Genomic DNA, 11,849 nt, shown 5'->3' with positions numbered 1-11,849 from the left:
GCGTTCCTTCCCCGCTCTTCAATGAGCGGTCGAACCGTGCAGGTAGAGACCGGCGGCACCGATCACACCCAACTGTCCGTGGTCCATCAGACGTACCGGCACTTGCTGGAGAAAGGCGCGCATGACGCCCTTGTTGAAAAACCTGGTAGCGAAGCTGCTCACCAGCAGTCGATCGCGGATTTGCGGCAGGATGCCGCCGGCAAGGTACACGCCGCCGCGCGCGCCGTAGAGCATCGCGAGGTCACCGACGAAGCTGCCCAGCAAGCCGCAAAAGACATCCAGCGCTTCCACGGCGGCGGGATCGCTCCCGTCGAGGGCGGCGCGCGTGACATCCGCGGGCAGGGCCAGCGTCGCCGGCGTACCGCGCAGCGTCGAAATGGCGTTGTAGAGATTGACCAGACCGGGCCCGGAAAGGGCGGTCTCGTAGGAAACGTAGTCGCGACCGCGAGCGAGTTCGGCGAGGATGGCGGACTCGCGATCGTTGCCCGGTGCGAGCGAAATCTGGCCGGCTTCGGTCGCCAGCACGGTGGCGTGCGGCGTGCCCGGAAGCAGCACGGCGGAACCCAGGCCGGTACCCGGCCCCATGACCAGCACGGGGCCGATGGCCGGCTCGGCCGAGGTCTCGATCACCGCCGTCGTCTGGTGGCTTTCGAGGAACTGGCAGGCATAGGCCACGGCTTCGAAGTCGTTGACCACGGCCAGGCCGGACAGGCCCAGCGTGGCGCGGATGTCGCCGATGGACACCGGCCACGGCAGGTTCTCGTTGACCACCGCGTCGCCCAGCACGTAGCCGGCGCTAGCGACCGCGCAATGCGCGATGGGTGGGTGGCCTTCGAGATGGCCGACGAAATCCTTGAGCACGGCGGTGAGGCTCGGCCACTCGGCACAGGCGTAGCGCTCGTAGCGCAGCACTTCTATGCCATCGCCGGCGCGCTGGACGAGGCCCACGCGGGCATGCGTCCCGCCCACGTCGGCGGCGAGGAACGCCTCCTGACGCGACGCACGCACGATATCCCGTTGTTTGGCCGACTCGCCCACGCGTTGCCCCTTATGACCGATTCCGTGTCGTCACATGAAGTTTCCGTGACGCCCTGTTGCGGCGCAGTCTGTGAGGGTGATGACAACGTTGTCAACATGACGAACGGACAAGACAAGCAAGTTTCTGTCATGCGCCGCAATAGCCTGTCAGGAGCATTTTCGGCAACTTACGAAAAATGCCTGCAATTAAATCGTGATTATTGATTCCTCAGATACTTGCTGCACTGCAATATCGAAAGTCATCCGGGAATGACAACGAAGTCGGTATCGCACTTTCGCCGATTGACAACGTTGCGCACACAGGTCAAAAAAGGGACAAAATTGGGGCGGGTCCGGCGGTGCCGCCGACCGGATACCAAAAACAACTACGCGGGGGAGTACCCATGTCGTCCACCACGGTCGCCGTCGACGAGACGCGCCACTCCAGCCTGGTCCCGATGATCATCATCGGTGTCCTGTTCTTCATCTTCGGCTTCGTCACCTGGCTCAACGGCCCGTTGATCACCTTCGTCAAGCTCGCCTTCGCGCTCGACGACGTGGGCGCCTTCCTCGTGCCGATGGCGTTTTACTTGTCGTACTTCTTCCTCGCCCTGCCGTCCTCCTTCATCCTGAAGAAGACCGGCATGAAGAAGGGCATGGGCCTTGATCTTTTCGTCATGGCCATCGGCGCCGTGATGTTCGGCCAGTTCGTCACCATGCGCGTCTACCCCGGCGCACTGACCGGCCTGTTCGTGATCGGTGCCGACCTGTCGCTGCTGCAGACGGCCTCCAACCCGTACATCTCGATCCTCGGCCCGATCGATAGCGCCGCGCAGCGCATCGCCTTCATGGGCATCTGCAACAAGATCGCCGGCGCGCTCGCCCCGTTCGTCTTCGGCGCGCTGGTGATGAGCAACATCGGCAGCTTCGACAAGCAGATCGCCGCGGCCGGCTCCGCCCAGGAAAAAGACGCCCTGCTGGCCGCCTTCGCCGCCAAGGTGCATATGCCGTACATGGTGATGGCCGCGCTGCTCGTGGTGCTGGCGATTTGGGTCGTGCGTTCCTCGCTGCCCGAGATCAAGCCGTCCAACGAGAACTCCGAGCGCGCCATCGGCCACGCCAAGGGTAGCCTGCTGAGCTTCCCCCACCTGTGGCTGGGCGTGCTCTGCCTGTTCGTTTATGTGGGTGTGGAAGTGATGGCCGGCGACGCCATCGGCACCTATGGCCAGGGCTTCGGCATCTCGCCGGACGAGACCAAGCATTTCACCTCGTACACGCTGTTTGCGATGCTGCTGGGCTATATCGCGGGCCTCGTCCTGATCCCCCGGTTCGTGTCGCAGCAGAAATACCTGGCCTTCTCGGCGATCCTCGGCGTGGTGTTCTCCATCGGCACCTATGTGACCACGGGCTACACTTCGGTGGCCTTCGTCGCCGCGCTGGGCTTCGCCAACGCCATGATGTGGCCGGCCATCTTCCCCTTGGCGATCAAGGGCCTGGGGCGCCTGACGGAATTCGGCTCGGCCTTCCTCGTCATGGGCATCGCTGGCGGCGCGATCATGCCGGTGCTGTTCGCCCACCTGAAGCAGGTGTACAACTTCCAGGCCGTGTTCCTGGCGATCATGGTCCCGTGCTACCTGTACATCCTGTACTACGGCGCGGCCGGCCATCGGGGCGGTCAACACGTCAAGGACTGACGTCGCATCTTTGCTACGTGACGGCCATCCGCTAGGATGGCCGTCCTGCTTATGAGGGTCGTAGATTGCGCAGCCCCACCATCAAGGACGTGGCCGAACGCGCGGGCGTCTCGCTGAAGACGGTGTCCCGCGTCATCAACCACGAGCCGTCCGTCCATGTGCGCACCCGCGACAAGGTGCAGCGCGCCATCGAGGCGCTCGACTACCAGCCCGACCAGGCGGCGCGCAGCCTGCGCAGCTCGCGTACTTACGCGCTGGGACTGGTCTACGACAACCCCAACGCCCACTACGTCATCGCCATGCAGAACGGCGTGCTCTCGGTGTGCCGCGAGCGCGGTTTCGGCTTGCAGATCCACCCGTGCGACGCCCTCGCGCCGCGCCTGGCCGAACAGTTGGGCGACCTCGCCCGGCGCAATCGCCTGGCCGGCCTCGTGCTGTGCCCGCCCATGTCCGAGCAGCCGGGCCTGCTGGCCTCGCTGACCGAACAGAAGGTGCCTTTCGTGCGGATCTTCTCCGCCCGCAAGGACCCGAAGGACGGCTGGCCCTGCGTCTTCGTCGACGACCGCGACGCCGCCTACGCCATCACCGAACACCTCATCCAGCTGGGCCATCACCGCATCGGCTTCCTCTGGGGCGGCAAGGAGCACCGTTCCAGCCCCGAGCGCTATCAGGGCTATGAGGACGCGCTTCGCGAGTACGGCCTGCCGGTCGACAAGAAACTGGTGGTGGAGGGCGACTACTCCTTCGACGACGGCTTCCGTGGCGCACGCAAATTGCTCGCCCTGAAGGAACCGCCGACCGCCATCTTCGGTTCCAACGACGAGATCGCCGCCGGCGTGCTCGCCGCCGCGCGCTCGGGTGGCGTCGATGTGCCGTGGGAGCTCTCCATCGCCGGCTTCGAGGACAGCCCGTTCTCCAAGCAGTCGTGGCCCGCACTCACCACCGCACGTCAGAACACCGAGGAAATCGGTCGCCACGCGGCGCAGCGACTCATCGCCGAACTGGAGCGCGGCGAGGGTGCCTCGATCGACAACGAGGGCTTCAGCCCCGACCTCGTGGTCCGCGGTTCCACTGCTCCTCGTCGCCTGTAACCGCGTTTTACAGGCGCTTCGTAGGATTGGCTCGCCTGCGGGCGACTATGCTCCTGTAGGAGCGCGCTTGCGCGCGATCCGCGGCAGCGGCAACTTGGCCCGCTACGCGGATCGCGCGCAAGCGCGCTCCTACAGGGGTGGGGCGTTGTCCACGGGCCCTTAACGCCTTGTTTGCTATAGTCCCGTGGATGTCCTCCCCGCGTCGCGCTTCGACGCCTTGTGCAGGACATCCCCGCGAGTCCCCCAATCTGTACCGGCGGACCGTTTCGAGCGCCGCCATTTCGCGTTGCGCATCCCTATCCCCAGGACGGCAATCCCGGCCACGTGTTCGTGTGCCTGCGCGTCCGCGAGAACAGGAGCACACACGATGCAGGATTCATCCGGGCACGACGCCCATTTCGGCTGGTTTACACGCCGCCGCAAGCATCTGAAACCCGACGATCTCACCATCGTCGACGAACCCATGTTGAAGCGCGCCGTCGGCGCCGCCGTCCTTGGCAACGCCATGGAGTGGTTCGACTTCGGCGTCTACGGCTATCTCGCCGTGACGCTGGGACATGTCTTTTTCCCTGGCAACAGCCCCGCCGCGCAGGTGATCGCCACCTTCGCGACGTTTACCGTGGCTTTTCTTGTACGCCCCATCGGCGGCCTCGTATTCGGACCGCTGGGCGATCGCTTCGGTCGGCAGCGCGTGCTCGCCGCCACGATGATCATGATGGCTTTGGGTACCTTCGCCATTGGCCTCATCCCGAGCTACGACAGCATCGGTATCTGGGCGCCGATCCTGTTGCTGGCCGCACGCCTGGTGCAAGGGTTCTCCACCGGTGGCGAGTACGGCGGTGCTGCGACGTTTATCGCTGAATACTCCACCGACGCGCGACGTGGGCAGATGGGTAGCTGGATGGAATTCGGCACGCTGGGTGGCTATATCGCCGGTGCCGGTGTCGTCACGGCGCTGACCATGCTGTTGAGCACGCAGGAGATGCATGCCTGGGGTTGGCGCGTGCCGTTCCTCGTGGCCGGGCCGCTGGGCCTGCTTGGCCTTTACATGCGCATGAAGCTGGAAGAAACCCCTGCATTCAAGGCACATGCGGAAGCGATGGAAGCGCACGGCGACACGCCACGCATCGGCTTGCTTGAACTGGTTTCCGTGCATGGTCCGCAGCTGCTGAAATGCGTCGGCCTGGTGCTGGTGTTCAACGTCGCCGACTACATGCTGCTTACCTACATGCCGAGCTATCTCACGGTGACGATGGGCTACAGCGAGGCCAAGGGCTTGCTGCTGATCATCATCGTGATGCTGGTGATGATGCCGCTCAACGTAGTGGGTGGCCGCTTCAGCGATCGCATCGGTCGCCGTCCCATGATCATCGGCGCCTGCGTGGCGATGCTGCTGCTCGCCATTCCCTGCATGCTGCTGGTGGGCACGGGCAACGACCTGCTGATCTTCGCCGGCCTCATGGTGCTTGGCGTCGTGCTGGTCTGCTTCACCAGCACGATGCCGTCGACGCTGCCTGCGCTGTTCTATACGCCCGTGCGCTACAGCGCGCTGTCCATTGCCTTCAACGTGTCGGTGTCGTTGTTCGGCGGCACGACGCCGCTGGTCACCGCGTGGCTGGTGGAGCGCAGCGGCGATCCGCTGGTGCCGGCCTATTACCTGATGGGCGCGGCGGTGATCGGCGTCATCACGATGCTCTTCGTCACCGAGACCGCCGGCCTGCCGTTGCGCGGTTCGCCGCCGGCTGTGGCCGACCACGCGGAAGCGCGCGAATTGCTCGCCAGCGATGCCCCGCTGACGGTGGACGAAACCTTGCCGTCGCTACCGGAAAGCGACAACGGCGGCGAGGCGAAGCCGGCCTAGCGCGCCTGGGTCATCACGCCGATGGCGACGATCGCCAGCGCGATGCCCAGCCAGTTGAGCGCCGACAGCTTCTCGCGGAAGCCGAAGGCGCCGACCAGGGTGCCGAGCACGACGACGCCGGCGTTGGTCGAGGCGAAGACCAGCGACGGCTCGTTGGCGAGGGCTTGATGGCCCTTGATGTAGAACAGGATGTTCGCGAAGTTGCAGGCGCCCAGCACCACGCCGAAGCTGAGGTTGCGCAGGGATAGCGCGGCGTGACCCGCGACGGCGCGGCCGATGGCCACGAGCCAGCACAGCACCATCGCGATGAGGAAGGCGGCGAGCAGGGCGCTGGGAAACGATGCGCCGGCCTGGGCGATGAGCTTGAAGCAGATGTCGATGGCGCCGAAGCCCGCGAACACCAGCAACGGCGCCCACCAGCTGCCGGCTTCCACGCGCCCGCGCTCCTTGCGCCAGAGCACGCAGAGCACCGCGACCAGGGCGATACCGATGCCTGCGCCCTTGAGCGGCGTGAGCGTATCGCCGAGGAAGGCGAAGGCCGCGACCAGGGACACGAACAGGGACAGGCGCTGCGCGACATCGGTGCGCACGATGCCAACGGTGCGGACCGAGCGCGCCATGACCACGAAGATGCTCGGTAGCAGCACACCCAGGACGATCAGCGGTGTCCAGGTGGCGCGGGCGTCCAGCGCGGCCTGTGGCGTGGCATGCAGGAACCACCAGGCCATCGCGGACGCCACGATGTAGTTGGTGCCAACGGCCTGCACGATGTCGATGCCGGCACGCCGGGCGAGCTTGAGCAGGATGGAGACGGCGACGCTGAAGGCGACGGCCAGGAGGATGTAGAGCATGAGATCAGCGTCGGAAGGCGAGGCTGCGAAGGATGCGCTCGTCCCGTGCCCTGCGCAAACCGTCCTACCCGTCGTTCCTGTGAAAACAGGAACCCAGCGCCTTGGTTTGCCAGCATGGCGAGGGCGCCGCATCGGCTTTTGCGTAGGAGGTCCTGACGCGACAACCGATCGCATCGCGCTGGGTTCCAGCGTGCGCTGGAACGACGGATTGCCAGCCTCGTCGTTCCTGTGAAAACAGGAACCCAGCGCCTCGGTTGACCAGCAGGGCGGGGCGCTGCATCGGGCTTTGCGTAGGAGGCTACGACGCGATAACCGATTGCCCCGCGCTGGGTTCCAGCGTTCGCTGGAACGACGGCTGGTTGGTCGCTATCAGCGCTTCAGCTGCGCCGCTTCACGGGCCAGCGTTTCGATCGCCGCATAGTCGCCGGCGGCGAGCTTGTCGGCCGGGGTGAGCCAGGAGCCGCCCACGCAGACCACGTTCGGCAGCGACAGAAACTCGTGCGCGTTGGCGAGGCTCACGCCGCCCGTGGGGCAGAAGCGGATCTGCGGCAGGGGCGAGGCCCAGGCGCCGATCAGCTTGGGGCCGCCCGCCGGCACGGCCGGGAAGAACTTCTGGAAACGGTAGCCGCGCTCGAGCAGTTCCATCGCCTCGCTGGCGGTGGCCGCACCCGGGAGCAAGGGCAGCTCGGAATCGTCGGCCGCGTCGAGCAGGCGCGGGCTGCTGCCCGGCGACACCGCGAACTTCGCACCGGCCTTATAAGCCGCTTCCAGATCCTTCGCCGTCAATACGGTACCGACACCGACGAAGGCGCCTTCGACTTCCGCTGCGATGGCGCGCACCGCGTCGAGCGCGGCGGGCGTGCGCAGGGTCACCTCGATCGCCGGGACACCACCGGCCACCAGCGCGCGGGCCATGCCCACCGCCTTCGACGCGTCTTCGATGATGACGACGGGCACCACCGGCGCGAGCCGCAGCGTGGATTCGACCTGTTGTTGCTTCGCTTCGTTGCTCATCTGCTACTCCGGTGGATCAGAAGACGCCGGCACCGAGGTCGGCGGTGACGGCCGACTGGCGGAACATGGCGAAGAGTTCGCGGCCCATGCCCGTGTGATGCGCGGACAGGTCGACGTTGTCGGGGATGCGGGCGTTCCACTCGTCGGCGGGTACCAGCACTTCCATGCTGCCGGTGACGGCGTCCACGCGGACGAGGTCACCCGTGCGGATGCGCGCGATCGGACCGCCGGCTTCGGCTTCCGGCGTCACGTGGATGGCGGCGGGCACGCGACCCGACGCGCCGGACATGCGGCCGTCGGTGAGCAGCGCCACGCGATGGCCGCGATCCTGCAACAGGCTCAGCGTCGGCGTGAGCTTGTGCAGTTCGGGCATGCCGCGTGCGCGTGGTCCCTGGAAGCGCACCACCGCCACGAAATCGCGATTCAGCTCACCGCGATCGAAGGCCGCCTTCACGTCATCCTGCTCATCGAACACGATGGCGGGCGCCTCGACGACCATGCGATCTTCAGGCACCGAGGACACCTTGATCACGCCGCGGCCGACATTGCCCTTGAGCATGCGCAGGCCGCCGTCGTGACGGAACGGCTCCGTGATGGACCGCAGCACGCCGCGGTTGCCGCTTTCCTTCGAGACCGGCGTCCACGCGAGGCTACCGTCCACCAGTGAGGGCTGCTGGCGATAGGCGTCGAGGCCATGACCCATGATCGTATGCACGTCGCCATGCAGCAGACCGGCGTCAAGCAACTGATCCATCAGGTAAGCCATGCCGCCGGCTTCGTGGAAGTGGTTCACGTCCGCGTAGCCGTTGGGATACACGCGCGCCAGCAACGGCACGACGGCCGAGAGCGCGTCGAAATCGTCCCAGCGCAGCTCGATGCCGGCCGCGCGGGCGATGGCGACCAGGTGCAGCAGATGGTTGGTGGAACCGCCGGTGGCATGCAGGCCGACCACGCCGTTGACGATGGCACGCTCGTCGATGATCCGGCCCAGAGGCAGGTAATGCTCGCCCAGGCAATCCGTGGCCAGCACGCGGTCGACGGCGAGGGCAGTGAGCGCGTCGCGCAGCGGCGTGTCCGGTGCCTCGAAGCTGGCGCCCGGCACGTGTACGCCCATGATCTCCATCAGCATCTGGTTGGAGTTGGCCGTGCCGTAGAAGGTGCAGGTGCCCGCACCGTGGTACGAGCGCGCCTCGGCCTCGAGCAGTTCGGCGCGCGATGCCTTACCGGCGGCGAAGGCCTGGCGCACCTTCGACTTCTCTTCATTGGGAATACCCGAAGGCATCGGACCCGACGGGATGAAGGCGCTGGAGAAATGGCCGAACGACAACGCGCCGATCAGCATGCCCGGCACGATCTTGTCGCAGATGCCGAGATACACAGCACCTTCGTACATGTCGTGCGAGAGCGACACGGCGGTGGCCATGGCGATCAGGTCGCGCGAGAAGAGGGACAGGTCCATGCCCGGGCGACCCTGGGTCACGCCGTCGCACATCGCCGGCACGCCGCCCGCCACCTGCGCCGTCGCGCCGCGAGCGCGCGCGAGTCCGCGAATCAGCTCGGGATAGCGCTCGTACGGCTGGTGCGCCGAAAGCATGTCGTTGTAAGCGGTGACGATCGCAATGTTCGCGGCGTGGCCGTTACGCAGGGCGTCCTTGTCGTGCTCGCCGCAGGCGGCGAAGCCGTGCGCGAGGTTGCCGCAGGACAGATGATGCCGCTTCGCGCCCTTCCCGCGTGCGGCGTCGATTTTCGCGAGGTAGGCGCTACGCGACGCGTGGCTGCGTTCGACAATGCGCTGGGTGACCTCGGCAAGGACAGGATGGATGGTCATGGCGTGTTCCTGAAGGCTTTGACCGTACCGCGCGCCCCATCATGGCGCGCGGGAGTGGCGGAAACGCCGCCGACTCCCCATCGGCGGCATGGGAGGCGTCTTACGGCGCCCAGTAGACGTCGAGCGGAACGCGGTCCTGCGTGAGCACGGCGCGGATCGGGAAATCCTCGCCGGCCTCGGCCTTGGCGAGTACGTCCTTCTTGTCGGCACCTTCGATGTGCAGGTACAGCGCGCGGGTATCGAGCACCTTCGGCAGCGTGAGCGTGATGCGCGGCTCGCCGGCACCACCCGCACGCATCGACAGCACGGTCTTCGTGCCGTGCGGATCGATGGCTTCGGCGAGGTGGTCGCCACCCGGGAAGAACGAAGCGGTGTGGCCGTCCGGCCCCATGCCCAGGATCAGCGCGTCGAACGGCAGGCCAAGCGCATCGATGCGCGCGCCGACATCGGCGAGCGCGGCGTCCACGTCGTTCTTGTGCGCGGGGTCGAACAGCGGCAGAAATTTAGCCACATGCGCTTCGTGGTGCAGCAGGTGGTCGGCGACGAGCTTCGCGTTGGAGCGGTCGCTGTCGGTGTCGACCCAGCGTTCGTCCACCAGCGTCACGGTGACCTTGGACCAGTCGATTTCCTGCTCGGCCAGCACGGCGAACATCATCTTCGGCGTGCCGCCGCCGGACACGGCGAGGCTGGCCTTGCCGCGCGCCTTGATGGCGGCATCGAGCTTGGCGGCGACATCGCGTGTGAGCTTATCGGCCAGCGTCAGCTTGTCGGCGAATTCATGGCGGTTGATCTTGGCGTTCATGCGGCATCCTCGGCCCAGGTGCGGCCATCGCGTTCGATAAGCGCCACCGCGGCGCTCGGACCCCAGGTGCCCGCCGTGTACGGCTTGGGCGTGTCACCAGCGGCTTCCCACGCGTCGAGGATCGGGCCCGCCCAGTTCCATGCCGCCTCGACCTCGTCGCGACGCATGAACAGGGTGGGGTTACCGCGCACGACATCGAGGATGAGGCGCTCGTAGGCGTCGGGCTGCTGCACGCCGAACGCCGCCGCGAAGCTCATGTCGAGCGGCACGTGGCGAAGGCGCAGGCCGCCCGGACCCGGGTGCTTGATCGTCAGCCACAGCTTCACGCCCTCGTCCGGCTGCAGGCGCAGCGTAAGACGGTTGGGCAGGAGCGGGCCGCTCGTCGGGTCGAAGATCGAATGCGGCAACGCACGGAACGTCACCACGATCTCCGACACACGATTGGGAAGGCGTTTGCCGGTGCGCAGGTAAAACGGCACACCGGCCCAGCGCCAGTTACCGATCTCCGCCTTGAGGGCGACGAAGGTTTCGGTCCTGGACTGGTCGCTGCCGAGCTCGTCAAGATAGCCCGGAACGCCCTGACCTTCCGCCGCACCGGCGCGATACTGGCCGCGCACGGTGAGCTGGGCCGCATTGCTGGCGTCGATCGGACGCAGCGAACGCAGCACCTTGAGTTTCTCGTCGCGCACGGCGTCGGGTGCGAGCGACGAAGGCGGCTCCATGGCAAGCATGCACAGGAGCTGCAGGATGTGGTTCTGGACCATGTCGCGCAGGGCGCCGGCACGGTCGTAGTAGCCGGCGCGATGACCCACGCCGACGGTCTCGGCCACGGTGATCTGCACGTGGTCGATGTGCTGGGCGTTCCACAGCGGCTCGAACAGGGCGTTGCCGAAACGCAGCGCCAGCAGGTTCTGTACCGTTTCCTTGCCCAGGTAATGGTCGATGCGATAGGTCTGCGATTCGCTGAAGACCTGCGCCACTGCGTCGTTGATCGCGTTGGCGCTGTCGAGGTCGCGACCGATGGGCTTTTCCAGCACCACGCGCGAGCGCTCGCCGTTGAGGCCCAGCGAACCGAGGCGCTGACAGATGTCGGTGAAGATTTCCGGGGAGGTGGACAGGTAGAACACCCGGATGTGGTCCGGCTCCTGCGCCATCAGCGCCGCGAAGTCGTCCCAGCCCTCGGCCTTGCGGGCATCAAGCGGGCGATAGGCGATGAGCTCGATGAACGCGTCGAGCTGGGCCGGCACCACGTGCGACACGCCCTTTTCGACCGCCGACCGCACCTGCTCCCTATAGCCCGCGTCGTCGAGGCCCTCGCGGGCCACGCCGATGATCCGGCTCCTCGCCTGGATCTGGCCGTCCACGAACCGGTGGTACAGCGCGGGCAGGAGCTTGCGCACGGCGAGGTCGCCGGTGCCGCCGAAGATGACCAGATCGAACGGTTCGATCAGGGGGAGGGGAGCGCTCACGACAGTCGCCTCGTTGGAATTCGGATGGAGATGCCTCCGGATCGTACCAGTGACATACCAGGTGGTACCAGCCCCGTACCACTTCGCGAATCCTTTCGACGATTTTCACCTCTCCACAACCCCATGCAAACGTTTCCACTGAAACTTAAATCGTGATAATCGCCCCCTGAATCTCACAGTGGTATGCGCATCGTCTCAGCCGCTTGCCCCATTGGTAACTGA

At 66.0% G+C, this 11,849-nt stretch carries 9 protein-coding genes; 3 read left to right on the top strand and 6 right to left on the bottom strand.

Going from position 1 to position 11,849, the window contains the following annotated elements; genetic code table 11:
• Positions 1-18: 18 nt before the first annotated feature.
• Positions 19-1,038, bottom strand: a complete 1,020-nt coding sequence (gene glk / locus GAK28_RS13660; protein ID WP_291780011.1) for a glucokinase — start codon at positions 1,036-1,038, stop codon at positions 19-21.
• Between the two features lie 383 nt (positions 1,039-1,421).
• On the opposite strand from glk, the gene GAK28_RS13655 reads away from it, so the two are divergent.
• From GAK28_RS13655 to proP, 3 genes are all read left to right on the top strand, one after another.
• Entirely contained in the window at positions 1,422-2,711 is a 1,290-nt protein-coding gene (locus GAK28_RS13655; RefSeq protein WP_291780008.1) for a sugar MFS transporter, read from the top strand.
• Positions 2,712-2,776: 65 nt separating this feature from the next.
• A complete protein-coding gene (locus GAK28_RS13650; protein ID WP_291780006.1) occupies positions 2,777-3,802 on the top strand; it encodes a LacI family DNA-binding transcriptional regulator in 1,026 nt (341 codons plus the stop codon).
• Positions 3,803-4,169: 367 nt separating this feature from the next.
• The gene (proP, locus tag GAK28_RS13645; RefSeq protein WP_291780003.1) at positions 4,170-5,663 is read left to right on the top strand and encodes a glycine betaine/L-proline transporter ProP; all 1,494 of its coding nucleotides are present in this window, start codon (positions 4,170-4,172) and stop codon (positions 5,661-5,663) included.
• Here the strand turns inward: proP and GAK28_RS13640 are convergent.
• The 5 genes from GAK28_RS13640 to zwf form a co-directional block, all read right to left on the bottom strand.
• Positions 5,660-6,514: a DMT family transporter gene (locus GAK28_RS13640; RefSeq protein WP_291780000.1), complete on the bottom strand. Its 855-nt coding sequence runs from the start codon at positions 6,512-6,514 to the stop codon at positions 5,660-5,662. The genes proP and GAK28_RS13640 overlap by 4 nt on opposite strands.
• 369 nt (positions 6,515-6,883) lie before the next feature.
• The gene (eda, locus tag GAK28_RS13635) at positions 6,884-7,528 is read right to left on the bottom strand and encodes a bifunctional 4-hydroxy-2-oxoglutarate aldolase/2-dehydro-3-deoxy-phosphogluconate aldolase (RefSeq protein WP_291779997.1); all 645 of its coding nucleotides are present in this window, start codon (positions 7,526-7,528) and stop codon (positions 6,884-6,886) included.
• Between the two features lie 16 nt (positions 7,529-7,544).
• Positions 7,545-9,356 carry a phosphogluconate dehydratase gene (gene edd / locus GAK28_RS13630; protein ID WP_291779994.1) on the bottom strand — a complete coding sequence of 604 codons (1,812 nt, stop codon included), beginning with the start codon at positions 9,354-9,356 and terminating at the stop codon, positions 7,545-7,547.
• Positions 9,357-9,456: 100 nt separating this feature from the next.
• Positions 9,457-10,158 (bottom strand): 6-phosphogluconolactonase, encoded by a 702-nt coding sequence (gene pgl / locus GAK28_RS13625; RefSeq protein ID WP_291779991.1) that lies wholly within the window; start codon positions 10,156-10,158, stop codon positions 9,457-9,459.
• On the bottom strand, positions 10,155-11,627 hold the full coding sequence (gene zwf, locus GAK28_RS13620; RefSeq protein ID WP_291779988.1) for a glucose-6-phosphate dehydrogenase: 1,473 nt from the start codon (positions 11,625-11,627) through the stop codon (positions 10,155-10,157). The genes pgl and zwf overlap by 4 nt, the downstream gene beginning before the upstream one ends.
• Between the last annotated feature and the right edge of the window lie 222 nt (positions 11,628-11,849).

It is taken from the genome of Luteibacter sp. (assembly GCF_009912395.1).
GTDB lineage: Bacteria > Pseudomonadota > Gammaproteobacteria > Xanthomonadales > Rhodanobacteraceae > Luteibacter.
This window is presented reverse-complemented; position numbering and strand designations above follow the sequence as displayed.

What these genes read in the sequence shown, in the direction of transcription:
- edd (WP_291779994.1), bottom strand. Translation starts at nt 9,356, where the DNA reads ATGACCATCCATCCTGTCCTTGCCGAGGTCACCCAGCGCATTGTCGAA.
- proP (WP_291780003.1), top strand. Translation starts at nt 4,170, where the DNA reads ATGCAGGATTCATCCGGGCACGACGCCCATTTCGGCTGGTTTACACGC.
- pgl (WP_291779991.1), bottom strand. Translation starts at nt 10,158, where the DNA reads ATGAACGCCAAGATCAACCGCCATGAATTCGCCGACAAGCTGACGCTG.
- eda (WP_291779997.1), bottom strand. Translation starts at nt 7,528, where the DNA reads ATGAGCAACGAAGCGAAGCAACAACAGGTCGAATCCACGCTGCGGCTC.
- GAK28_RS13655 (WP_291780008.1), top strand. Translation starts at nt 1,422, where the DNA reads ATGTCGTCCACCACGGTCGCCGTCGACGAGACGCGCCACTCCAGCCTG.
- GAK28_RS13640 (WP_291780000.1), bottom strand. Translation starts at nt 6,514, where the DNA reads ATGCTCTACATCCTCCTGGCCGTCGCCTTCAGCGTCGCCGTCTCCATC.